At 56.8% G+C, this 22703-nt stretch carries 20 protein-coding genes and 1 tRNA gene; 13 read left to right on the top strand and 8 right to left on the bottom strand.

Annotated features, from left to right (window positions below):
• Window positions 1–7: 7 nt before the first annotated feature.
• Window positions 8–1720 (bottom strand): FAD-dependent oxidoreductase, encoded by a 1713-nt coding sequence (locus tag H4N61_RS04490; RefSeq protein WP_182395146.1) that lies wholly within the window; start codon window positions 1718–1720, stop codon window positions 8–10.
• Window positions 1721–1878: 158 nt separating this feature from the next.
• Between H4N61_RS04490 and H4N61_RS04485 the strand changes: the two genes are divergently transcribed.
• From H4N61_RS04485 to H4N61_RS04450, 8 genes are all read left to right on the top strand, one after another.
• The gene (locus H4N61_RS04485) at window positions 1879–2346 is read left to right on the top strand and encodes a MarR family transcriptional regulator (RefSeq protein WP_169194776.1); all 468 of its coding nucleotides are present in this window, start codon (window positions 1879–1881) and stop codon (window positions 2344–2346) included.
• 137 nt (window positions 2347–2483) lie between these two features.
• On the top strand, window positions 2484–3194 hold the full coding sequence (locus H4N61_RS04480) for a DUF892 family protein (RefSeq protein WP_169194775.1): 711 nt from the start codon (window positions 2484–2486) through the stop codon (window positions 3192–3194).
• A gap of 262 nt (window positions 3195–3456) precedes the next feature.
• A tRNA-Gln gene (locus tag H4N61_RS04475) sits at window positions 3457–3530 on the top strand.
• Between the two features lie 312 nt (window positions 3531–3842).
• On the top strand, window positions 3843–4817 hold the full coding sequence (ytfQ, locus tag H4N61_RS04470; RefSeq protein WP_282567619.1) for a galactofuranose ABC transporter, galactofuranose-binding protein YtfQ: 975 nt from the start codon (window positions 3843–3845) through the stop codon (window positions 4815–4817).
• A gap of 95 nt (window positions 4818–4912) precedes the next feature.
• Entirely contained in the window at window positions 4913–6430 is a 1518-nt protein-coding gene (locus H4N61_RS04465) for a sugar ABC transporter ATP-binding protein (protein WP_169194774.1), read from the top strand.
• Window positions 6427–7431, top strand: a complete 1005-nt coding sequence (locus H4N61_RS04460) for an ABC transporter permease (RefSeq protein ID WP_169194773.1) — start codon at window positions 6427–6429, stop codon at window positions 7429–7431. Before H4N61_RS04465 ends, H4N61_RS04460 begins: the two co-directional genes overlap by 4 nt.
• Window positions 7428–8405 carry a galactofuranose ABC transporter, permease protein YjfF gene (gene yjfF / locus H4N61_RS04455; protein WP_182395144.1) on the top strand — a complete coding sequence of 326 codons (978 nt, stop codon included), beginning with the start codon at window positions 7428–7430 and terminating at the stop codon, window positions 8403–8405. Before H4N61_RS04460 ends, yjfF begins: the two co-directional genes overlap by 4 nt.
• 1 nt (window position 8406) lies before the next feature.
• On the top strand, window positions 8407–9153 hold the full coding sequence (locus tag H4N61_RS04450) for a FadR/GntR family transcriptional regulator (RefSeq protein WP_182395143.1): 747 nt from the start codon (window positions 8407–8409) through the stop codon (window positions 9151–9153).
• Between the two features lie 74 nt (window positions 9154–9227).
• Here H4N61_RS04450 and H4N61_RS04445 read toward each other — a convergent pair whose 3' ends face one another.
• Together H4N61_RS04445 and H4N61_RS04440 are read right to left on the bottom strand one after the other, a co-directional pair.
• Window positions 9228–11108 (bottom strand): sugar phosphate isomerase/epimerase and 4-hydroxyphenylpyruvate domain-containing protein, encoded by a 1881-nt coding sequence (locus H4N61_RS04445; RefSeq protein WP_182395142.1) that lies wholly within the window; start codon window positions 11106–11108, stop codon window positions 9228–9230.
• 326 nt (window positions 11109–11434) lie between these two features.
• Window positions 11435–12112, bottom strand: a complete 678-nt coding sequence (locus H4N61_RS04440; protein WP_169194769.1) for a TetR/AcrR family transcriptional regulator — start codon at window positions 12110–12112, stop codon at window positions 11435–11437.
• A gap of 156 nt (window positions 12113–12268) precedes the next feature.
• Here H4N61_RS04440 and H4N61_RS04435 point away from each other — a divergent pair, with 156 nt between their 5' ends.
• The gene (locus H4N61_RS04435; protein ID WP_248306592.1) at window positions 12269–13183 is read left to right on the top strand and encodes a shikimate dehydrogenase; all 915 of its coding nucleotides are present in this window, start codon (window positions 12269–12271) and stop codon (window positions 13181–13183) included.
• Here the strand turns inward: H4N61_RS04435 and H4N61_RS04430 are convergent.
• A complete protein-coding gene (locus tag H4N61_RS04430) occupies window positions 13180–13845 on the bottom strand; it encodes an FCD domain-containing protein (RefSeq protein ID WP_169194768.1) in 666 nt (221 codons plus the stop codon). The two genes, H4N61_RS04435 and H4N61_RS04430, sit on opposite strands and share 4 nt — an antisense overlap.
• 190 nt (window positions 13846–14035) lie before the next feature.
• On the opposite strand from H4N61_RS04430, the gene dctP reads away from it, so the two are divergent.
• From dctP to H4N61_RS04410, 4 genes are all read left to right on the top strand, one after another.
• Window positions 14036–15016: a TRAP transporter substrate-binding protein DctP gene (gene dctP, locus H4N61_RS04425; protein WP_169194767.1), complete on the top strand. Its 981-nt coding sequence runs from the start codon at window positions 14036–14038 to the stop codon at window positions 15014–15016.
• A gap of 86 nt (window positions 15017–15102) precedes the next feature.
• The gene (locus tag H4N61_RS04420) at window positions 15103–15621 is read left to right on the top strand and encodes a TRAP transporter small permease subunit (protein ID WP_169194766.1); all 519 of its coding nucleotides are present in this window, start codon (window positions 15103–15105) and stop codon (window positions 15619–15621) included.
• Window positions 15618–16931, top strand: coding sequence for a TRAP transporter large permease (locus tag H4N61_RS04415; RefSeq protein WP_169194765.1), 1314 nt, complete (start codon window positions 15618–15620; stop codon window positions 16929–16931). The genes H4N61_RS04420 and H4N61_RS04415 overlap by 4 nt, the downstream gene beginning before the upstream one ends.
• Window positions 16928–17368, top strand: coding sequence for a type II 3-dehydroquinate dehydratase (locus H4N61_RS04410; RefSeq protein ID WP_182395141.1), 441 nt, complete (start codon window positions 16928–16930; stop codon window positions 17366–17368). Before H4N61_RS04415 ends, H4N61_RS04410 begins: the two co-directional genes overlap by 4 nt.
• Before the next feature lie 99 nt (window positions 17369–17467).
• Here the strand turns inward: H4N61_RS04410 and H4N61_RS04405 are convergent, their stop codons facing one another.
• The 4 genes from H4N61_RS04405 to H4N61_RS04390 form a co-directional block, all read right to left on the bottom strand.
• Complete coding sequence (locus H4N61_RS04405) at window positions 17468–18319, bottom strand: sugar phosphate isomerase/epimerase family protein (RefSeq protein ID WP_169194763.1); 852 nt, start codon at window positions 18317–18319, stop codon at window positions 17468–17470.
• Between the two features lie 320 nt (window positions 18320–18639).
• On the bottom strand, window positions 18640–19689 hold the full coding sequence (locus H4N61_RS04400; RefSeq protein WP_182395140.1) for an ABC transporter substrate-binding protein: 1050 nt from the start codon (window positions 19687–19689) through the stop codon (window positions 18640–18642).
• A 25-nt stretch (window positions 19690–19714) separates the two neighbouring features.
• Window positions 19715–20959 carry a DUF1501 domain-containing protein gene (locus tag H4N61_RS04395; protein ID WP_169194761.1) on the bottom strand — a complete coding sequence of 415 codons (1245 nt, stop codon included), beginning with the start codon at window positions 20957–20959 and terminating at the stop codon, window positions 19715–19717.
• 13 nt (window positions 20960–20972) lie between these two features.
• Complete coding sequence (locus tag H4N61_RS04390; RefSeq protein WP_182395139.1) at window positions 20973–22700, bottom strand: DUF1800 domain-containing protein; 1728 nt, start codon at window positions 22698–22700, stop codon at window positions 20973–20975.
• Window positions 22701–22703: the final 3 nt, after the last annotated feature.

Below are 22703 nucleotides of genomic sequence, written 5' to 3'. Positions count from 1 at the left end.
CCAATGATTAAACGGTCTGAGCCGCTGCGTGCTGACCAGCGAGGTAGCCGAAGGTGATCCCGAGGCCGAGGGTGCCGCCACCGCCGAGATAGCTCTTGCCCGAAGGGGAAGCCGAAGCGTTACCGGCGACATAGAAGCCCGGAATTGGTGCATCCTTGACGTTCAGAACCTGACCATTGACGTCAAACATCGGTCCGCCCTTGGTGTCGAGTGTGCCAGCGCCAAGCAGGATCGCGTAGTAAGGACCTGTCTCAGAGATTGCAGAGATGTAAGGGTTCTTATTACCCTTATCGACGGTGATGTAGTGGAAGTAGCCATCGATCGGCGCTTCACCACGGCGGAAGTCGGTGTCGACACCGGTTTCTGCGAAGCCGTTGTAACGGGTGATGGTTTCCTTGAGGTTGTCGAGGAAAGCAGTATCCAGCTTGTAGGTGCCGATGCGTTCGGCCAGGCCGTCGAAGCGTGCCTGAATGTTGGCCGCAAGCTCTTCCAGCGTATTGCCGGTGATCACATGCTTTGGCAGGTCTGCACCAACCTTAGGGATTTCGTAGCCGCCGAACTCACGAGCGCCATCATCGAAGATGAAGATCTGATACAGGTTCGGGTATTCGCCAGTCCACTGGTCGTAAACTTGGTGCGAACGGGTGCGCTCTGGGTAGACGTATTTTTCGTCATACATGCGCTGGCCGAACTTGTTGACCGCAATCGAGCTGTCGCCACCAAGGAAGAACACGCCGCTTGGAACGCTGGAGAAATCCAGAACCTGTTCTAGGATAACCTGCTGGTTCCACGCTTCGTTGAGGTTGCCAAGCTTTACGCCCAACTCGGCCGACATGTTGATCAAGTCGCCTTCGTTGGTTGGAACAGCGCAACCGCCCAGAACAGGGGTACGCAGGAACTGCGTGCGCATGTGCGGGTTGTGGGTGAAACCACCGGTGCCGAAGATGACGCCCTTCTTGGCAGCAATGCGGTTGAGACCTTCTGGGGTCTCGACATGCACGCCGATGACGCGACCTTCTTCATTGCGCACGATCTGCACAACGCGATTTTCGGTGCGGATTTCTGCGCCATTGTCTTCGGCATAGATGGACATGAAGTCAACCATGTCTGCGCCGCTGCCGTTCTTGCCGTCGACGTTGACTGCGAGCTGGCGACCGAGAATCTGGCCGTTTTCAGCAATCTGACCATGATAGTCGGGAGCTGGCTTGCCGTCCCACGAGGTGAAGACCTTGGATGGAAGAGCGCCGACTTCGTCGAGCTTTTCGAACACAGGCGCTGCGTTTTCCCAGAAGGCGTTCAGCTGCGACCAGTGGTGTTCGGTCATGCCAAGAGTTGGGCTCTTGTCATTGTAGAGTTCTGGGAAGGAAACCTTAGCGACATAACGCAGGAAAGCGTCCTTGTCGTCCTTCTGCTCGAACTCGCTCATCCACTTGTTGTTCGGGACCCACGAACCACCGCCGGACTTGCCGGTCGTACCGCCGATAAAGGCTGCCTTTTCCAAGATAACGACGCTTGCGCCGCCATGGAGTGCGCCGATAGCACCGGCCAGGCCTGCACCGCCCGAACCAGCAACAACGACGTCAAATTCTTCGTCCCACTGCAACTCCTGCGCATTAGCGGCAGTTACAGTTACCGAGCCAAGAGCGGCAGTAGCAGCACCCAATCCCGCTGCTTTCATGAAACCACGACGAGAGACGCGGCTATTTTCTTCGGAAGTCATATACGTGACCCACATAGTTCTTTTGACGCGCGTCAAATTAGCTCAAGCACAGATAGTACACAAGGATACAGTTATGTTTTCGATCTGTCATCGCGCTACTCTTTTCGCCGGACGTTAACAGGCGTAGAGAGGGGGCGCACACCTGACTGGAGCGCAACGTGAACGAACCCCTTGATGAACAAGGCGCAGCCGAACGTCGCGCCACAACCATGTATCGCATCCACGAGGTGGCGCGCGTGATGAGCACCGAGTTTGACAAGCTCGTCGCCGAGCATGGCATCACCCGCGCGCAGTGGGCGGCTTTCATGCATATTTCGCTGAACCCCGGATGCCGGCAGACTGAACTTGCTGACAAAATGCAAATGGGGCGCGCGGGCGCCGGTAAACTTTTAGATAAACTCGAGGAAAAAGGCTGGATCCGTCGAGAAACGGACGAGGACGACCGTCGCGCGCGACGCGTTTGGCTTAAAAAGGATACACCTGAGCTTTTGACGATTATCCCCGAAGCTTCAAACCGTTTTTTGGACCGCGTTTACAAAGACTTATCTGAAAATGACGTCGAACGTCTCGCGTTTGCGTTGGACACCGTTATTCGAAATCTAGGCAGGGACAATGACCAGTCATAACTGCCCAGCGCGGGTGATTCCGCTCTTAATCCAAATTTATCGCCATTCAAAACTGGCTCCGCGGGAGATGTGATCGCCGCCGTCCGGAACAAGACCGGAGCCCGGCCATTGATCGTCCTCAACTTAGGAGCGACACAATGGCTACTAGCGAAAAGACTCCCACGAAATCTTCGACGGCGAACGAAGAGAAGAAGCCAGCCTCTCGTACGAAAACGACCAAATCTGGTAAGACACGCACTGTGTCTCGCGCTAAGCCCGCTGCGGAGCAGAGGCAGCAGCGCGCCCAAACGGTAAAATCAAAAGCGCAAAAAGCCCCTGCCCGCAAAGCAGCAGCTACAGAAGAGAAAGGCCTCCTGGATCTTTTCGAGCATGCGCTGCGCGACATGTATTACGCCGAGCGGAAAATTTATCGCTCGCTGCCAAAGATGATCAAGGCGGCCGATGACGCTGCACTGACGGAAGCCTTAAGCAACCATCGCGACGAAACGCAGGGCCACATCGAGATACTCGAAGAGGTCTTTGAATTGATGCATTTGCGCGTGAAAGGCGAAAAATGCGACGCCATTGATGGCATTCTAGAGGAAGCTGACGGGATTCTTGAAGATTTCGGCGGCACGCTGGCTGGCGATGCGGCGATTATTTTCTCGGCTCGCGCGGTAGAGCATTACGAAATCTGCCGCTATCATGCGATGATCGGTTTTGCTGATGCTCTGGGGCTTGATGAGGTGCACGCTAAGTTGCAGTCCGTCTATGACCAAGAAACGGCGTCGGACACGCTGCTGACATCTCTGGCTGAGGACAGCGTCAATGAAGCGGCGTCTGAGTACGACGACAGTGACAGCCAATAAATAAAGTAAGCTTCGGCCCGCTCCAGTGAGCGGGTCGATGACTATTTCGACACAGGATTTCAACTCAGCGCTCGCTTGGTGCCAAAGGTGCTGCAGACAGGTTTTGATGTGGACAACTAGAAAAGCTCAGTTCAGCCCTTGACCCGCTGCAAAGAGAATTTTATGTAGCACCCATCAACGACGAACGCACAAGTGCTTCAGAACGTTGGTGTCAGCAAAGGTTAGCTACAACCTTTGACCAGCCCGATCATCAGGGCAATGCTGGGGAATAGTTCAATGGTAGAACAGCGGACTCTGACTCCGTCAATCTTGGTTCGAGTCCAGGTTCCCCAGCCAATCTCTTCAAAATTCCATCGACATAACGGTTATGCGGCTTTGCAGGCTTGGTGCACGGCTTCCTTCCGTTGAAGTCTAGCTAGGCTTGTCAGGTCCGAGCATCGCTGCCCCCTAATGCCAGCGCACCCGTATATTGCCCACTCCCATTGGATATTCAGGCTGCCTGTCTCCTTTCCGACTTGGACAAAGTTTCGGTCCGTCCGGCCTGACCTGTTACCGTCTCCTTACCCTCTTTACATATAATAGTACTTTATGTAGCGTTTGGTCATCGTCGAAGGTGAACACACCGCGACGGCACATTGGGAGGACATCGTGACCATTTTTTCCAAGCTTGCCCTCGCGGCAAGCCTCGCTACTGCTTTGACTTCTGTCAGCATCGCTCAGGATAATCTGAAAGGCATCGTTGTTGGCTTCAGCCAGATCGGCTCGGAGTCCGGATGGCGTGCTGCCGAAACCTCAGTGACGAAACAATTAGCCGAAGAACTTGGAATTGACCTGAAATTCGCGGATGCGCAGCAGAAGCAAGAAAATCAGATCAAGGCCATTCGCGGCTTTATCGCCCAAGGCGTGGACGCCATTCTTGTCGCCCCCGTGGTGGCGACAGGTTGGGAAGACGTGTTGAGTGAAGCCAAGGAAGCCGAAATTCCGGTGGTGCTTCTCGACCGCGGTGTAGACGCGCCAGAAGATCTCTATTTAACCTCCGTCGCCTCTGACCAGGTGAAGGAAGGTCGTGTCGCCGGGGAATGGCTAGTGGCCGACGTCAATGGCGCAGACTGCAAGGTAGTGGAACTGCAGGGCACGGTGGGTTCCACCCCGGCCATTAACCGCAAGCAGGGCTTTGAAGAAGCCATTGCTGGCAATGCCAATATCACGCTGGCGCGCAGCCAGACCGGCGACTTTACCCGCGCTAAGGGTAAAGAAGTGATGGAAGGCTTCATCAAGGCCGAAAACGGTGGCGCCGATATTTGTGCGGTTTACGCGCATAATGACGACATGGCCGTTGGCGCTATTCAGGCGATCAAGGACGCAGGTCTCAAGCCAGGGACTGACATCAAGGTCGTCTCCATTGATGCTGTTCCTGACATTTTTGCGGCCATGGTGGCAGGCGAAGCCAATGCCACGGTTGAGCTGACCCCGAACATGGCAGGTCCCGCCTTTGAAGCTCTTTCGGCCTATCTCGCCGATGGCACAGAGCCTGAAAAGTTCATCATTACTGAATCCAAGCTCTACACCCCAGCCGATGATCCGCAGGGCGAATACGATCGCCGTAAGGGCCTCGGCTACTAGGACGCAAGCCTCACTCCTTCCTGAAGCGTCATCCCGGCACCAGCCGGGATGACAGTTTGTTGGCGAGGAGTAGAGTGATTGCGGGGGGAATAGGTATGACTGAGAATAGCTACGTGCTTGAAGCGCGCGGTGTGTCCAAGATTTTCGGCAATCACACAGCGCTCGACCATATCGATTTCGGCCTGCGCGCGGGCGAAGTCCATGCGCTGCTTGGCGAAAATGGTGCGGGCAAATCGACCCTCATCAAAATCCTGACCGGAGCCTATCGGCCAACAAGCGGCGGCGTCTATCTCGAGGGGAGCGAGATAACACTCGATAACCCGCTTCACGCGCAGGCTTATGGCATTGGCACTGTCTATCAAGAGGTCAATCTGCTGCCCAACCGCTCGGTAGCGGAGAACCTTTTTCTCGGACACCAGCCGCGCAAATTCGGCTTTGTTGATGTCCGCAAAATGGAAGCAGACGCGCGGGTCCTGCTTGCCAATTATGATTTGCACATCAATCCTGGCAGTGAGCTGGGAAGCCATTCCGTGGCTGTGCAGCAGATCGTGGCGATTGCCCGCGCAGTGCAGCTTTCAGGCAAAGTGCTTATTCTTGATGAACCTACTGCCAGCCTCGACCGCAATGAAGTCGCCCGGCTGTTTGAGGTGATAAAGGGCCTGAAGGCCAAGGGCCTCGCCATTTTGTTCATCACCCATTTTCTTGATCAAGTGTTCGCCATTTCGGACCGCGTAACGGTGTTGCGCAATGGCAAGCTCATCGAAACGCGAGACTTAACCTCTCTCAATCGGACAGATGTGGTGCGGTTGATGTTGGGCAAGGACATTGCATTTTCCGGGGCGACCGACATCGAGCCGATTGGTACGCATGATGAGGTGCTGCTGGAATTTGAAGGCTTTGGCCGCAAACGCAGCGTCGCGCCGTTTAACCTCGTTGTGCACAAGGGCGAAGTTATTGGTGTTGCAGGGCTTTTGGGATCAGGCCGGACCGAAATGGCGCGCATCATGTTTGGCGCCGACGCTGCCGATCAGGGCAAAGTGCGCGTCAACGGCGTAGAAACCACCATCCACCGCACCACTGACGCCATAAAAAAAGGCTTCGGCTTCTGCCCCGAGGACCGAAAGGCCGAGGGCATTTTGGGCGATCTGTCGGTGCGCGAGAACATTGTCATCGCGCTGCAGGGAAAGTTGGGCTGGTTCAAGGCGCTGGACCGAGACGAGCAGCTCGAAATCGCCGGAAAATTTGGCGAGGCGATGGATATTCGAGCCGCATCGCTCGACATGCCGGTCAAGCTCCTCTCCGGCGGCAATCAGCAAAAAGTTATCCTCTCGCGTTGGTTAGCAACTGACCCTGCCTTTCTCATCCTCGACGAACCGACCCGCGGCATTGATGTGGGCGCGCATGCTGAAATAGTGCGCACCATCAACCGCCTCCGCGACGAAGGCATGGCCATGCTGGTGATCTCATCAGAGTTGGACGAGGTGGTTGCTTACAGCTCGCGCATTGTGGTGATGCGTGAGCGCGAGATGGTTGCCGAGCTCACGGGCAAGAACATCAATGCAGGTGTGATCGTGCACGCAATTGCAAATAACAACGCCGGGGCGGAAGCATGAAGCGGCTCCATCTCCATCATTTAGCCAACACGCAGATGCTGGCACTGGCAGCCGTTCTGCTGATCAACTGGATCTTGTTTCCGAACTTCTTCCGCATCTCTTGGCAGGATGGACGCTTCTTTGGAAGCTTGATCGACGTGCTCAATCGCGGCGCGCCCGTCGCAATTTTGGCCATTGGTATGACCGGTGTCATCGCAACGAAAGGGGTAGACCTTTCAGTCGGTGCGATTATGGCGGTGTGTGGCGCAGTCGCGGCGACGATGGTTGTTGCAGGTTATCCGACACCTATGGCCGTTCTCGCAGCGTTGGCTGTTGGGCTCGCGTGCGGCCTGTGGAATGGCTTTCTCGTTGCCGTGCTCGACATCCAGCCCATTGTGGCAACGCTGGTTTTAATGGTCGCAGGACGAGGGATAGCACAGTTGATCACCTCGGGATCGATTGTCACGTTCAATGACCCTGCGTTGATTTTCCTTGGCACCGGCTCATTCCTGGGGCTGCCGATGGCTGCCGTAATCGCCGTTGTGTTGATGGTTGTGGTGACGCTCATTGCAAGGCGGACAGCGATCGGGCTTTTCGTGCAAGCGATTGGCGTTAACCGCGCAGCAGCATCGCTGGCTGGTATTCATTCGCGCGTGTTGCTGATGCTGGTCTATAGCCTGAGCGGCTTTTGCGCGGCGATTGCGGGCGTTATCGTAGCGGCAGATATCCGCGGGGCGGATGCTAATAATTCAGGGCTGTGGCTCGAGCTCGATGCCATCTTGGCTGTGGTGATCGGCGGCACGTCGCTGCTCGGCGGTAGGTTCTCCATCCCGCTCGCGGTGGTCGGTGCAATCATTATTCAGGCGATGAATACGGGGATTTTGGTGTCGGGCTTCCGTCCCGAGTTCAACCTGATTGTCAAAGCCGGGATGATCATTCTCATTTTGATGGTGCAGTCGCCCCTCCTCGGCTCGGTATTGGGCCTTTTCAAGCGTGACCGCAATCGGGTGACTTTCAAATGAAGCGCAGCTTGCGACCTCTGGCAGCCACTGCCGTAATTTTCATAATCGCCTATGCTCTTTCGGTCATGCAGTTTCCCGGCATGCTTTCAACGCGCGTCCTTGGCAATTTTCTCACTGACAATGCCTTCCTCGGCATCGCAGCGGTGGGGATGACCTTTGTCATCATTTCCGGAGGCATCGACCTGTCGGTTGGGGCGGTGATTGGGTTTACCGGCGTTTTGGTTGCCGTTCTGATCAGCTGGATGGGGTTCCATCCGCTGGTCGCGTTCATCGTTGCACTCGGGATTGCGGGGCTGTTTGGCGCGGCGATGGGCGCTACGATCCACTATCTCCAAGTGCCAAGTTTTATCGTGACATTGGCGGGGATGTTCTTGGCACGAGGCGGCGCTTCGGTGATCACGCAGGATAGCGTTCCCATCAACCACGAATTCTATTCCCTGATTACCAGCCTCATCATCAGGCTGCCCGGTGGCGGGCGATTGAGTTTTATCGGCCTTTTGATGGTCGCGATATTTCTCATCGGCGCCCTCGTGGCACATAGGACTAGGTTTGGCTCCTATGTATATGCGCTAGGCGGAAACCCTGTGTCTGCCTCCCTGATGGGCGTTCCGGTTGCCCAAACAACAGTGCAAATTTACATGCTCTCCAGCATGTTGGCGGCTTTGGCTGGCATCATCTTTTCCATCTACACCTCAGCGGGTTATCCGCTGGCGGCGGTCGGCGTAGAGTTGGATGCAATCAGCGCTGTGGTGATCGGCGGTACACTTCTCACCGGAGGGTACGGCTTCGTGCTCGGCACGTTTGTGGGCGTAATGCTGCTCGGTTTGGTCCAAACCTATATAATCTTCGACGGGACGCTTTCGAGCTGGTGGACCAAGATCGTCATCGGCATTTTATTGTTCTTATTCATCGTTTTACAGCGCATCATATTCGCGGCGTCAGCCTCTGGAAAAGATTCGCTCGAGAAAGCTTAGTATGATCGAAACTGGCAGCCTTATTCGCTCTCTCTCGGGGCGACCTGCTGCACGGAATTTCCATAATTTCGTTATCAATGAGATTGGCCTGTCTATTGTCACTGGGGCGTTTCCCGTCGGATCGACGCTCTCAAGTGATCAGGTGATGATGGAGACTTACGGTGTGTCGCGCACAGTGTTGCGCGAAGCGCTCAAGACGCTGGAGGCCAAAGGCCTAGTGGAAGCACGGCCTAAAGTGGGCACTCGTGTCTCGCCGATAAGCCGCTGGAATTTCTTCGACCCGCAAGTGTTGAGTTGGCACTATTACGCAAAGCCGAATGCGCGGTTTTATGAGAGCCTATTCGATGTGCGGCGGTCGCTTGGAACGCGCTCCGCGAGCTTGGCAGCGCAACGGCGCACCGCCGACAACGTTCGTGTGATGAAGTACTGGCTTCATCAAATCGAGCTCAATCAAACCAATCCTGAGGGCCACGGCCTGGCTTGCCTTGAAATTCACCGCGCTATCGCCGAAGCATCCGGAAACAGCTTGTTACGGTCCGTCACCGGCGTCGTGGAACTCACAATTGCCCTCGCCATCAAGGCCAACTCGTCTGGAGACACGAACGGCTATTTTACCCATGGCCTGTTATCTCATCACGCGCTTATTGCTGCCGTCGAGAAAAGCGACCCAGAGGCCGCGCAGGACGCAGCATCTGTCATTATCAATCTCGACAACGAACAGGTCGTGCGCCTACTCACAGCTGCTTAGGGCCTGCCGGACATTTGGCACGCGACCAATTGGCCGACGAGAAGCCTCTGAGCCCCTCGTAGCGCAGAGAGTACCTACATTCCGTCCAACACGTTGATTTCTCGCCTCTGGGCCGCGATGCGGAACGGGGCATTGAAAGCGCCGTAACCAGAATAGCCTCCAGTGCGCTGAACGACTTCAAAGAAAAAACCTTCACCGAAGCGCGGCGTATAGAGCTGGAAATACTCGCCATTCGCGTCGCGGTCATACAGCAAATTGGCCGCCTGAAGCTTGGACAGCAGCTCAGGTGACAAAATGAACCGAGCGGCGAGATCGTCGTAATAGTTCTGGGAAATCTGCAAAGCCGCCAACCCGTTCTCCCGCAGAATACGGGCGGTTTCGAAGATGTCGCTTGATGCAAACGCTATGTGTTGGAGGCTCGAGCCGAAGGTTTCGCTGATAAAGCGCCCTGCTAGGGTTTTGCGATTTTCTGCGCCGTTGAGGGTTAGCCGCAGTTCACCCTTGGGGCTTTCGATCACCTGACTGCGGATGAGGCCCGCAGGATCGACCACATCGACCATAGGGCTTTTATCCAGCTCGAAAATGGAGCGATAAAAGAGAATCCAGGTGAGCATTTCCTCGTAGTTCATCGTCTGAGCGAGGTGATCGACGCGAGTGAGACGGGCGCCTGCGGACTGTGCAGGAAAGGACACGAACTCTTTGTCCCACACATCGGCCAGTTCCGACTGCCGATCGAGGAAATAGATGACGCCGCCTCCTATGCCACGGACGGCGGGTATTTTGAGTTCGTTGGGCGCGACGTGCTGATTGAAGACCTGAGCATCAAGGGCGCGAGCACGGTCCAGCGCCCTGCCCGCATCCTCCACCAGTAGGCCCATGGCATAAGCACTGGTGCCGTGTGTGATGTATGCCGCGTGCGCGAGCCCCTCTCGCTCCGTATTGATGACGATATTGATATCGCCCTGCGAATAGCGATTGACCGCTTTTGAACGGTGATGACCGGTTTGGCTGAAACCGAGTTTGCCCAAGAGGCCAGCCAGTTGTTCCGCTTCGGCTTCATTGGCCGTGAACTCGACGAAAGACACGCCTTCAACCTTAGCGCGGGCCGGTAATGCAGGTGTAATGATGGGGGCGTCCGGTTCGGCCAATCGGGCTTGGTCGGCAAGAAAGATCAACGAGCGTTTCCCATCTGCGGCGATAGTGCGTGGCGATCCGGCACGGAACTGATCGTTAAAAATCTCCAATGACAGAGGACCGGAGTAGCCCGTGGCAAGAACGGCGCGGGTGAAATCCACCACGGGGAGATCGCCCTCGCCCGGCATATTGCGATAGTGGCGGCTCCAATAGAGAAGGTCCATCGAGAGCGCGGGGGCGTCTGCGAGTTGGACAAAGAAGATCTTATCACCCGGAATAGAGCGAATGGTGTCTGGGTTGATGCCGCGCGACAGCGTGTGAAAGCTATCGAGAATAAGCCCGACATTTGGATGATCGGCGCGCCGCACAATTTCCCAGGCGTCACGGTGATCGAACACATGACGACCCCAGGCCAGGGCTTCAAAACCCACCTTCAGACCGCGCTTCGCGGCGCGCTCGCCCAATTCCCGAAAATCAGCGGCAGCGCGATCAATTCCGCCCAGTGCTGCCGGGGCAACGCTTGAACAGACCAAAACCAAGGGCGCACCCAATTGCCCCATCAGATCGAACTTGCGTTCGGCTCGTTCGAAGGCGGCACTGCGATGCGGTTCTGGGAGGCCTTCAAAGTCGCGAAATGGTTGGAAGAGAGTAATCTCAAGCCCTAGATCGGCGCACATCTTGCGCACTTCAGCGGGGGATTGGTCGTAAGCGAGGAAATCGTTCTCGAAGATTTCGACCCCGTCAAAGCCAGCAGCAGCAATGGCCTCCAGCTTCTCGCGCAGATTGCCGCTGATCGAGACAGTAGCGATCGACGTTTTCATAACCCCTCCACTAACTAACTAGTTCGTACAAAGTGACATGAGGGACTTGGGAGGTCAACGGGGGCAGTATTTTGGGGGCCGTGGGCACGATCTCGCAGGGCCAATCGCGGGGTAGCAGGCCCGAGGACCCATATCTGGGGAGCAGAGTGGGCAGAGCGCCGTAGGGGGCGGAACGACAAACTGCCCCCTATGCTTGGAACTGGATAGCCGATGTTCGCGGGGCAAGCTGGCCATCTGGACGTGGACCTAAGGCCGTCGAGCCACGCTTTGTGGGTCCGCTCTCATTGAGCACGCACGGGCATGGTCGCCGCACGGGTGGCTTTGAGCTAAACTAGCGCCTCTGGTTTTGCGACAAAACGCAGAACAGCGTTCACGGCGTGCTCTTTCAAGCGGATCTGGCTATCCGGCGCACCAAAATCGCGGTCGAACAGTTTGGAGAAAGTCGCGCGATTGGAGACGTTGAAGAAGCAGAGCGCACTGATCTGCCAATGGATGTCCAGCGGATCAATGCCGGGGCGGAAATTGCCTTCGGCAACGCCCCGCTCATAGAGATCGCGAATATTGGTGATGGCCGTCACATTGAGTTCGCGCACGCCCGGTGAGGTTTCAAGATACTGGCCGTGATGGATGTTTTCGATCATCACCATGCGAATGAAATCTTCATGCTGATGGTGGTGTTCGAAAGTGAACTCGACCAGTTTTTTGAGACCGTCGATCGGCGAAAGCCCTGCGATGTCGAGCTTTGCTTCACCCTGTCGAACCTGCGCATAGGCATGCTCAAGGGCGCTGCGATAGAGCCCTTCCTTGTCGCCGAAGTAATAGTAGATCATGCGCTTGGAGGCACGGGTCTTGGCGGCAATTTCATCTATGCGGGCGCCCGATAGGCCATTGAGCGCGAACTCTTGCGAGGCAATTTCGATGATATTCTGCTTGGTCCCTTCCGGGTCCTGCTGCCGTGTTGGCGTACGGCGACCGGACGGCTTGGGAGCCTGAACATCACTCATTATAGGCACCTCTCTCGCGCGCGCCAGAATTGACTAAACTAACCAGTTCGTACATTGTGACGCAAATCGTCTGCTATCGTTGTAACGGGGCAGCAGCGCATAAAACAAGTGCGCGGGTGAACCAACGCCCAGCGACGGGGAGCATTGGTCGTGTCTATGCAGTTTGAGCGTGCAAAAGCGGCACTTTCGCGTGTCGACGCCATGCGATCCGACCTCAATCAATCTGGGCCAACACTTCGAATCGGACTGCTGGGACGCGGTATTGGTGCGTCGTTGACCCCGATCATGCACGAGAAAGAGGGCGAACGTTTAGGCCTCGCCTATCGCTATGATCTGATTGACTTTGATGCGCTGGGCCTGCCCGACAGCGCGCTTGCCGAAGTGCTCAGCGAGATGAAGGCAAAGGGGTATCGCGGATGCAATGTGACCTTCCCATTCAAGCAAGCGATTGTTCCGCTGCTTGATGGTTTAACCCCAGAGGCCCGCGCTATTGGCGCTGTAAATACCGTCGTGTTCCAGGCGGGTGGGTCCCACGGTTACAACACTGATTGCTCTGGCTTCGCGCAAAGTTTTACGGCCGCATTTGGCACCCAAGACTTGGGTCGGGTGATCCAACTGGGCGCAGGTGGTGCTGGCTCTGCCGTGGCGCAGGCGCTGATTGGGCTCGGCGTTAGCGCGCTCGATATTGTCGATGTCGATGTTGAGAAAGCCCGTGCCTTGGCGGAGCAAATGGCAAAGGCGAATGGCGCGCGGGTTAGGGCTATCGCACCAGATCAGCTGCAGTCAGCGATTGTTGGGGCCTGCGGCGCGGTCAATACAACGCCAGTGGGCATGGAAAAGCTGCCCGGCATGCCTCTGGCGCCAGACCTGCTTTGCGCCGAGCAATTCATTGTCGATATTATCTATTTTCCGCGCGAGACAGAGCTGATCAAAGCGGCTCGGGAAAAGGGATGCCGGGTACTGTCCGGCGGCGGCATGGCGATCTATCAGGCCGTTGGAGCATTCACGCTGTTTGCCGGGCAAGCAGCGGACCCGCAGGAAATGGCCAAAACCTTCGCACGCTTTGCTTAAGCCGCGAGGAGCTTGGTCTGCAGCACATGGTTGAGGCCGCTCTCAATATGGGTGCTGAGCATGGCGAGTGCGCCTTGCGTATCGCGCGCCAAGGCCAGCTCGAGCAGCGCCCTGTGATCGGAAACGACGCCTGATCCGCGAAAGCTTGCTGCCAGCATGTGATAGCGCAAAAAGCGGTCGAATATGGTGGCGTGCATCGTGAGCAAAGACCGCGATCCGCAGGCGGAAATCAGCGCATTGTGGAAGGCGAAGTCATAGCGCACCCACTCCACCGTCTGCTTGTTCTGCCCGCCCAAAAGTTGCTTTTCGATGGCCGCAAGCTTGTGATGGGCCGAGACGATTTCGCCTTCCCAATCAAGGTCACCACGCGCGATGGAGAGCTTTAACGCGTGGCTTTCAAGCAGGAGGCGCAGGTCTGCGGTTTCGCGCAAATCGGCCACTGTGGCTGGTGCCACAGCAAACCCCTTTTGCCCTTCAGCGACCACCAAGTCTTCACTCGCCAAGCGGTTCAGGACTTCACGGAGGGTGCCTAAGCCCGTGTCATAGCGCGCTTTTAGCGGCTCAAGCTTCAACTTCTGACCGGGGGCAAGGTCGCACGAAATAATATCGGCGCGCAGACGACGATAGATTGCCTCGCCTATCGTCTCTTCCGGATTGATCACCGCATCGCCTCGCCGCTTGCATTCAACCGATGATTATAAGAATATCCGATGAAATGAAAGATCGCATATTGATGCGGCGGAAACAATGTTGACATGAACGTACTAGTTCGTACAAAGTGACAAAAGCCGGTGGAGAGGGCCTTCGGCGACGTCGGAACAACCGACAAATGTTTTCTGAGGGAGGAAAATCATGATGCTAACGCTATCGCGCCGCGCGCTGATGGTTGGCGGGCTTATGCTCGCTTCACTGTTGCCCACAATGGCTCAGGACAAGCCTGTCCTGCGTTTCTCGGCTGTATTTTCTGAAGCCGATATTCGCGCTGAGATGATGAGCATGCTGTCTGCGCAAGTGGCAGACGACTACACCATCGAAACCTATCTCGGCGGCAACCTCTTTAAGCAGGGCACTGAGCTCGTCGCGCTGCAGCGCGGCAACCTCGAAATGGGCAATATCGCTCCGCAAGATATCTCCAATCAGATCCCGGCATGGTCGGTTCTGACCTCGGCCTATCTCTTCCGCGATGCCGATCATCTGCGCACCTTCTTTGACAGCGACGTAGGCGCTGAGTTCAAGAAGATGGCTGAAGACCAGCTGGGCATTCACATCATCGGCCCAACCTATTTCGGCGCACGTCACGTGGGTCTGATCAGCGAAAAGAAGATCAACACTCCTGCCGACCTCGCTGGCGTCAAGCTGCGCATGCCGGGTGGTGACGCTTGGCAGTTCCTCGGTTCGTCCATCGGTGCCAATCCAACGCCAATGGCTTATGCCGAGGTGTACACCGGACTTCAGACCGGCGCGATTGACGGGCAGGACAACCCGCTTCCGAACGTCGAGAACATGAAGTTCTACGAAGTGATGAAGCAGATCGCCCTCACTTCGCATCTGGTCGGCTTTGACCTTCTCGTCATCTCCAAGTCGTCTTGGGATGCGATGAGCCCCGAGCAGCAGGCCAAGTTTGAACAAGCAGCCAAGGCAGCCATCGACTTCAGCCAGAATGAGCACGTTGCCCGCGAGGCCGAACTGGCCGAGCGCTTCCGCAGCGCAGGTCTTGATGTCTATGAGCCTGATCTTGCTGCCTTCCGCAGCTTTGCGCAGCAGAAGTACCTTGAGTCTGATCTTGCCAAGGATTGGCCAGAAGGCGTGGTTGAGCGCATCAACGCCCTCTAATTTGCTCCAAATTTGAGGCGGCGCAATCGCGTCGCCTCTTCCGTCTTGCCGCTGGCCTCGTGCTAGCTCCCGAGGAGAGTGGACGGATGTCTCCCAAGATTTCCGCAATTGGCCGCTGGCTGCATGCCCGGGCAGAGAACCTGCTTGCCGCTATGCTGGCAATCATGTTCATCGTTTTCATCCTGCAGATCGTGTTCCGCTATGTGCTGAACCTGCCGATTGGCTGGACACATGAAATTAGCGTCATCATGTGGCTCTGGATGGTGCTGTTCGGCACGGCCTTTGTCGTGCGCGACAACGAAGAAATTCGTTTTGATCTGTTTTATGGCGCGGCTAGGCCCGGGGTGAAGCGTGTGATGGTGTTGATCACCTCGCTCACGTTGGTGGTGCTCTTTACCTTCTCGCTGCCAGCTGTGATCGACTACATCTTGTTTATGAAGGTGGAAAAGACCGCCTATCTCAAGATCCGCTTTGACTATCTCTATTCCATCTACGGGATTTTTGCCGTCGCGATGATCGTACGCCAGCTCTATGTAGCGTGGCAGGCTGCCTTTGGGCGCCTCGCGGGTGACGCTGATCCAACCAAGGTGAGCTCGGGCATATGACCACGATTTCTCTGGCCTTTGGCATTGCGCTGGGCCTGATAACGCTCCTCGCCTTCCTCGGCCTGCCGATGGGTGTGTCAATGATCTGCGGCTCACTGGTCTATCTTTTCATGCGCGGCCAGGATCCCGGCATTGTCGCTGAGCAATTCCTCAACGGCATGTATTCCAACTACATCATGTTGGCGGTGCCGCTGTTCATTCTTGCCGCCGAGATTATGAATTCAGGCACGCTGTCTGACCGCTTGCTCAAGTGGTGTGACGCGCTCGTCGGTCGCTTCCGAGGCGGTCTGGCGCAGGTGAACGTGCTGCAATCGATTGTCTTTGCGGGCATGTCAGGCTCGGCCGTGGCCGATGCTGCAGGCTCTGGCAAGATGATGCAGCACATGATGACCAAGGACAATAAATACACCCCGTCCTATGCTGCAGCGCTGACCGCTGTCACCGCGGTTATTGGGCCGATCATTCCCCCGTCCATTCCTATGGTTCTCTATGCCTTGGTGGCAGATACCTCCATTGGCTATCTGTTCCTGGGCGGCGTGGTGCCGGGCCTGATCATGGCTGGCTTTATGATGGTGCTTATCGCCATCACCGCGCGGATGAAGAACTTCCCTGTTGAGCCGCCAGTGCCCTTGCGCCAACTGCCGAAGATGACATGGGAAGCACTGCCGGTGCTGATGATGCCCGTCGTTCTGATGTACGGCATCTATGGTGGCGTAACGACGCCAACCGAGGCTGCAGCAGTGGCCGCGGCCTATGCGCTGCTTGTCTCCGTGGTCTTTTATCGCGCTGTCAAAATGCCGGAGCTTTACCAATCGCTGCTGACGAGCGCCAAAACCACAGCCTCCATCGGCATGCTGATCGCTGGCGCACTGGTATTCAATTATGTTGTCACCATCGAGAATATCCCCCGCACCATCAGCGCCATTTTGCTGTCTTGGGATATGGACCCGATCACCTTCCTGATCGTCGTCAACATCCTCCTGCTGCTGTTGGGCTGTGTTCTTGAAGGCACGACCATTCTTCTGGTGATCGTTCCAGTTCTGATCCCCGCAGCGCAGGCACTGGGCATCGACATGGTCCACTTTGGCGTCGTTGCCGTGGTCAATATCATGCTCGGACTAATCACCCCGCCCTACGGCCTTTTACTGTTCATCATGACGCGAATAGCCAAAACCCCGATGCGGGCTTTGATCAGCGATGTCATGCCCTTCCTTTGGGTTTTGATTGGCGCGCTGATCCTCTTCACATTCGTGCCGGATACGGTGCTGTGGTTGCCGAAGATGTTCGGATACCAAGGGGTCTCGCTATGAAGCCGCTCTATATTCTGAACGGTCCCAACCTTAATCGCCTCGGGAAGCGCGAGCCGCATATTTATGGCACGACGACGCTCGCCGAAGTCGAGGAGATGTGTCGGCAGGCGGCAGGTCAGCGCCATGTTGTCTTTCACCAGACCAATAGTGAAGAACAGCTGATCAACTGGGTGCATGAGGCCATCGACGAAGGGGCCGGGATTCTTATCAATCCCGCCGCCTTCACCTTCACCTCACTGGCGCTGCTTGATGCGCTCAAGATGTTTGAAGGCCCGGTGATCGAACTCCATATCTCCAACATTCACAAGCGCGAACCGATCTACCACCGCTCCTATGTTTCCATGCGGGCCGACGCGGTGATCGCCGGACTTGGAGCACGGGGCTACGCCGTGGCGACAGCAGCCATCCTCGACATTTTGGATGAGCGCGCGAGCTAGGACTAATCCTATATCAGGGCCTTGAGGGAAAATTCTCTCTGGCCAAAGTCGTCAGTGTGGCACGTTCTTTGGGGGCGGGGATAAGTCCTCGCCCCTGCCCTATTTTGCGTCAGCCCAAGTCTGCCGAATGAAGCTGGCGCTTTCGGCAAAGAGTGTTTCGTGATCAGGGAAGAGCGGGCGCCAGACGCGGGTGGCGGCGGCTATGCCAGGCAGACCGGCACCAAAGGCTTCAAGGGTGAGCCAGCCGTCATAGCCCGATGCGCGTATCGTGTTGAAAATATGAGCAAAGTCGATGTGACCGCGACCGGGAATGCCACGATCATTTTCTGAAACATGGACGATGCCGACATGGGGCGCGACGGTTTGAAAGGCAGCAACTTGGTTGCCGTCTTCGATATTGGCGTGGAAGGTGTCGTACATGATCCTGAAGGCGGGATGGTCCACACGAAGCGCGTAATCGCGGCACTGGGTGGTGGTGTTGAGGAAATAGGTCTCGAAGCGATTAAGCGGCTCAAGACTTATGAAAAGACCATTATTTTCAGCGCGTTGCGCGAGATCGCGATGCGCTTCAACGCCGTAGTTGAGTTCGCTTTCGGTGGGACCGGAGCCGGTGAAGTGACCGATGGGCGCGTGCATGGGCCCACCTAGGCTTTGCGCGCCCAGAGCAATGGCGCAATCGAGCGCCCAATTGAGGTGAGCGCGGCCTTTGGCGCGGGTTTCTGGGTCTGCCGCAATGGGGCTGACATCGGGCGTTGGCACGATAGCTGTGGCGCAACGCTCTAAGCCAATGGCGTCAAGCTGGCGACCGAGCCACGCGTAATGGTCGGGCTCGCCGGAGAGGATGGGGATTTCGACGCCGTCATAACCCAGAGCCTTCAGGCGGCGCAGAATGGGCAGGTGATCCTCTGTCACGAAATCGGTTAGACAGAGCAGGTTAATGCCGAGCTTCATAAGTCCTCCAAAACCGTCCTCCAACGGTTTGGGCACTATGCGACCAAGAAATTGGTTCGGCTAGTCGCCTGTGATGGATATGGGGATTTTGCCATGGACGCCTGGGGCGGGCATGAACAACGGAAAAGGGACTGTGACGTAAGGGCTTAGCGCGTTTGTGCTGGCGCATTTCGAGGGGAAATGCGGGAGACTACAGGCGTGAAATTGCTGGGGCGTTTGAGTGGCCTCAATGGGCCAAGTCTTGGCCTTTGGCCAGCCTTTATGGGCTCCCGGCGCGGCATGGTCACCGCGCCGAGGGGCTTTTGGCAGAAATGTGCCTCTTAGCGCGCGTCGAGAATATTGCCTTCGGCCTTGCCGAGGGTTTCCATCATCTTTTCGGCAAAGCTGGCGTCGTAAACGTCGCTGGCCGGGATTTCCTTCACTTCGGCAAAATCAGCGGTCGAGTAGGCATAGGCGACGGTCTTGTCGAGGCTCTCTGGGTTCATACAGCCATTAACGCACCAACGGCGGACGTTGATCTCGGCGGTCGACTTGATGGCTTCTGGCGTGAGGTCTTCACGCGCTGCGGTGATCGCATCGATCCAGATTTGTGGATCCTGCTGCATGGTGCGCGATGCATCGGCGAGAGCATTGGTGAAGCGCTGAAGGGCTTCACGCTTGCCTTCGAGAGTTGGCTCCAAAGCGGCGACGAATTTGGACTGGCCGGGCGAGCGCTTGGCGAATTCGTCGGCATCGACCAGAATGTGGACGCCTTCAGTGCCAGCGATGGACTGATAGGTGCCGAAGGAGACGGTGGTCGCATCGACACGGCCGACGGCCAGAGCCTGAACGCGGATGTCTGGCGCGCCAATGGCGACGAAATCTGGACCGTCAATGTCGACGCCGAAGCTGTCGATCACAGCGCGCGAGAGGTTGTAGTCCAAGCTGCCGTTATCGGCGACGGCGTAGCTGCGGCCAACGAGCTGTTCAACCGAGGTGATGTCGGTCTTGGTGGCGATGAGGAATGGGTTGCCGAGGGCAACCGAGGTGAAGCCCTTAATGGCGACATCGTTTTCGGCGCGGAGGCGAACCGCTGCGTCGATGGAGATGTCGGCGATGTCCACGGCGCCCGAGTTCAAAGCTGCAACAGCCTGTGGCGTGCCATCGAGCGCGACGATCTCGACCTTTACGCCGTGCTTTTCGTAAAAGCCCAGAGTGTCGGCAAGACGATAGACCGATGCCGTGGTTGGGTTGAAGTTGACGTCGGCAGTGCCGAGCGCCAGCTTGAGCTCAAGCATGTCGGCTGGCTGGGCGAAGGCGCCAGTCATGGCAGTTGCACTTGCGAGGGTGAAGGCAGCAGCGGCTAGAATAGAACGGCGGGTAAGAGACATCGGATTTTCTCTGCTTCTCGTTGGTTCAATGATTTCGGGCAAACAAGTCGATTGGGGCGAAGTCGGATTTCAGGATTTCTGAGGTGTTTTCGTAGCCCATCCACCCATTGATCAGGGTCGAGTAGATGCGCCGGAAGTCGGTGGTGTATTTGAGGTTGCCGTCGTCGAGATCGGTCAGGCTCGGCATGGCGCCGTATTGACCGCCCTTAACACCCTTGCCGATGACGAAGGCAGGACCGGCGGTGCCATGATCGGTGCCGAGGCTGGTGTTTTCACCGACGCGACGGCCGAATTCAGAAAAGACCATGACGACAACATCGTCGCCGCGGCCAATGCGCTCCATGTCTTCAACGAAACCGGCAATGTGATCTGAGGTGTAGGACCACAGACGCGCATGCAGATCGGACTGATAGACGTGGGTATCAAAGGCGTTGTTCCGATAGGGAACGTAGTAGACCTTGGTCGGGAAATCGGCAGCGATGAGAGCGGCAACGCGCTCTAGGCCGAAGGGGATGAGGCCGTAATCCACCGGGGTCTCATAAGACGAGCAAGCGTCGCGGACCAATTGCTCGGATGAGTTGGCGCTGGCAGCAATGTCGAGCAGGAATTGCTCGGAGGCATTGGTCGAGCCATTGCCATAGTTGCGGTCGAGCGCGGCAATGGCAGCGTGTTCTTCGTCGAGCAGGCGACGAGTGAAATTGTCCGGATTGTTGAAGACCAGCGGCACGTGATGCATGGAGCGCACGGCGAGCGACTGGCTGTCGTCGATGTTGACGAGGAAATTGGTCGAGTGACCCTGCGGGTCGATGGCATCTGCCATGCGGCCAAGCCAGCCATAAGCTTCGCCAGAGTTCGGTGCGCCGGTCTGCCAGAAGGCCATGGACGAGAAGTGCGAGAACGAGGGCTGGTCATAACCAACGCCGTTCACAATGCTCATATTGCCGTCTTTGTAGAGACGCTCAAAGCCGGTCATGGTGCGCTGGAAGCCGATGTGATCGTCGATCTTGAGCAACTTTTCTTTGCGAATGCCGAGATTGGGGCGCGCGCGATAATAGGCGTCGTCGGCATAGGGCACGACGGTGTTGAGACCGTCATTTCCGCCGGAGAGTTCGACGATCACCAGAATACGATCATTGGCCTGAGCGTCGGCGACTTTGGAGAACACGGGCGAGGTGGTGATGCCCCCTGCCCCGTTCATGACCATAGAGGAATAGCCCTGCTCGATCAGGTTGAGCTTTTCGGTATTGGAGAGTTTTGGAGTTTTGGCCATGGTCAAAAATTCCTCACGCCAGCTGATATTGGGGCGCGCTCATAATCATGTGCGCGACAAGGCGGAGGCCGTATTCCATATAGGTCTGGGCTTCGAGAAGAGAGGTGGTGCCAAGCTCGGCGTCGAGCGTGTCGATAAGGGCTTGGCGGGCCGGCGGGGCGATCGGCATACGCAGGAGGCGCACAAGCAGATGATCGACTGCCGCTTCGGTGGTTTCAGCGCCGGCTGCGAGAACCAGCTGCGACAGCGAGAAGTTTGCGGCAAAGCGGGGCGTTGGTTTTAAGCGGCGGAGCGCTTCGTTATAGCCCTGAAGGCTGGCGTAACGCGTGTTGAAGGCTTCCTGAATGCCAGCGGTCGCGCTGGGGGATGCCCCCTCTTCCAAAGTGGCTTTGGTGATTTCCATGCCAGCATTGATATTGGCGTTGACGCGGCGCACTTCAGCGCCGGGATTGTAGAGCGGATCACGGAATTCGATGATGTTGGGGAACATCACTTCCTTGGCAAAATTACCGCGCTCGAAGAGCAGGCCCGGGGTCATCCAAGAGCGACCGGAACCCCAACCCGCAACGGTGGGCGGATAGAGCGGCACCTGGCCCAAGGACTTGGTGACGGACACAGGATCGGGAATGGTGGGCAGTTCAGCCAGACCGAGCTTGCGATAAGTCGAGACAAGAAGCTCGACGGGCGATTTGATGTGGGTGCCAACGGAAGGCTGGCTATAAAAATCTTCGGAGAGGAACAGCTCTTCGAGGAAGGCCGAGATGTCGTAATTGAGCGCTTGCATCAGTGCGCCAAGCTCTTCGGCAAAGGCGGGGCTGAGGTCTTCGCGCACGAAGAAGCGGTAGAGCTTGGAGGCGATATAGATGCCGGTTTGGCGCTGGGTGAGAATGATGCGCAGGATATCGTCGCCGTTGAAAGCGCCGGTGTAGCCAAGGAAGTTCTTTTCGCCACCGTCATGCTTGGCGCGATCGAAGACGAATTTCAGATCGTCATTGCCCCAGCCAGTGAAGGCACGGGCGGCTTCGCGGATATCGTCTTCCGAGTAATGGCCGACGCCCATGGTGAAGAGCTCCATGACCTCACGGCCAAAGTTCTCATTGGGGGCGCCTTTGACGTTTTGCGCAGCATCGAGAAACACCAGCATGGCTGGATCTTTGGAGATGGCGTTGAGCAGATCGCCGAAATTGCCAGCGGCATGGGTGCGCAGGGTTTCGAGATAGAGCGCGATTTTGCGGACGTCGCGGAGCTTTTCCTCGGAGACGGCGAAATGGCCGTGCCAGAACAGGGTGAGCTTTTCTTCGAGCGGCGCGGAAGTGCGCACCATGCGATCAAGCCACCACATGGAGAGACGGCGCGTTTCGAGCGTCGTGGCGCGGAGCCAATAGAAGAACCGGTTGGTGACGGGTTGAAGCGGACGGGACCCTGCGGGCTTGACCTTAACGCCCATAGCCTCGCCGGTGCGCTCAGCCCCTTCGGTGGCGGCAGGACGGCTGACCGGGAACTGGACGAGACTATCGTCCCAGATGTCGGAGGCTTCGAAAGTGGGCAGAGCCACATTCACCGAATAGGAGTGGTAACCCACCAGACTACGGACGGCACAGACAGGGTCTAAGGCGGCGAGGCGATCGATTTCTGCCGGAGTGCCACCGAAACCCGCGCGTTCAAGCAGATGGGCTGCAGTTTCCCGCGTCCAATGCGCTGGACTAATGGGGGCAAGGCGTTCCGTACAAGGCGTAGTCATGGC

This window comes from Devosia sp. MC521 (genome assembly GCF_014127105.1).
Lineage (GTDB): Bacteria > Pseudomonadota > Alphaproteobacteria > Rhizobiales > Devosiaceae > Devosia.
The sequence above is the reverse complement of the archived record's forward strand: the minus strand, read 5'-3'. Positions and strand labels throughout refer to the sequence as shown.

Excerpts from the sequence above, each read along its gene's own strand:
- H4N61_RS04395 (WP_169194761.1), bottom strand. The coding sequence starts at position 20,959 with ATGGCCAAAACTCCAAAACTCTCCAATACCGAAAAGCTCAACCTGATC.
- H4N61_RS04435 (WP_248306592.1), top strand. The coding sequence starts at position 12,269 with ATGCAGTTTGAGCGTGCAAAAGCGGCACTTTCGCGTGTCGACGCCATG.
- H4N61_RS04410 (WP_182395141.1), top strand. The coding sequence starts at position 16,928 with ATGAAGCCGCTCTATATTCTGAACGGTCCCAACCTTAATCGCCTCGGG.
- H4N61_RS04465 (WP_169194774.1), top strand. The coding sequence starts at position 4,913 with ATGACTGAGAATAGCTACGTGCTTGAAGCGCGCGGTGTGTCCAAGATT.
- H4N61_RS04445 (WP_182395142.1), bottom strand. The coding sequence starts at position 11,108 with ATGAAAACGTCGATCGCTACTGTCTCGATCAGCGGCAATCTGCGCGAG.
- H4N61_RS04450 (WP_182395143.1), top strand. The coding sequence starts at position 8,407 with ATGATCGAAACTGGCAGCCTTATTCGCTCTCTCTCGGGGCGACCTGCT.
- H4N61_RS04480 (WP_169194775.1), top strand. The coding sequence starts at position 2,484 with ATGGCTACTAGCGAAAAGACTCCCACGAAATCTTCGACGGCGAACGAA.
- H4N61_RS04415 (WP_169194765.1), top strand. The coding sequence starts at position 15,618 with ATGACCACGATTTCTCTGGCCTTTGGCATTGCGCTGGGCCTGATAACG.
- dctP (WP_169194767.1), top strand. The coding sequence starts at position 14,036 with ATGATGCTAACGCTATCGCGCCGCGCGCTGATGGTTGGCGGGCTTATG.
- yjfF (WP_182395144.1), top strand. The coding sequence starts at position 7,428 with ATGAAGCGCAGCTTGCGACCTCTGGCAGCCACTGCCGTAATTTTCATA.
- H4N61_RS04460 (WP_169194773.1), top strand. The coding sequence starts at position 6,427 with ATGAAGCGGCTCCATCTCCATCATTTAGCCAACACGCAGATGCTGGCA.
- H4N61_RS04440 (WP_169194769.1), bottom strand. The coding sequence starts at position 12,112 with ATGAGTGATGTTCAGGCTCCCAAGCCGTCCGGTCGCCGTACGCCAACA.
- H4N61_RS04400 (WP_182395140.1), bottom strand. The coding sequence starts at position 19,689 with ATGTCTCTTACCCGCCGTTCTATTCTAGCCGCTGCTGCCTTCACCCTC.
- H4N61_RS04405 (WP_169194763.1), bottom strand. The coding sequence starts at position 18,319 with ATGAAGCTCGGCATTAACCTGCTCTGTCTAACCGATTTCGTGACAGAG.
- H4N61_RS04390 (WP_182395139.1), bottom strand. The coding sequence starts at position 22,700 with ATGACTACGCCTTGTACGGAACGCCTTGCCCCCATTAGTCCAGCGCAT.
- H4N61_RS04420 (WP_169194766.1), top strand. The coding sequence starts at position 15,103 with ATGTCTCCCAAGATTTCCGCAATTGGCCGCTGGCTGCATGCCCGGGCA.
- H4N61_RS04490 (WP_182395146.1), bottom strand. The coding sequence starts at position 1,720 with ATGACTTCCGAAGAAAATAGCCGCGTCTCTCGTCGTGGTTTCATGAAA.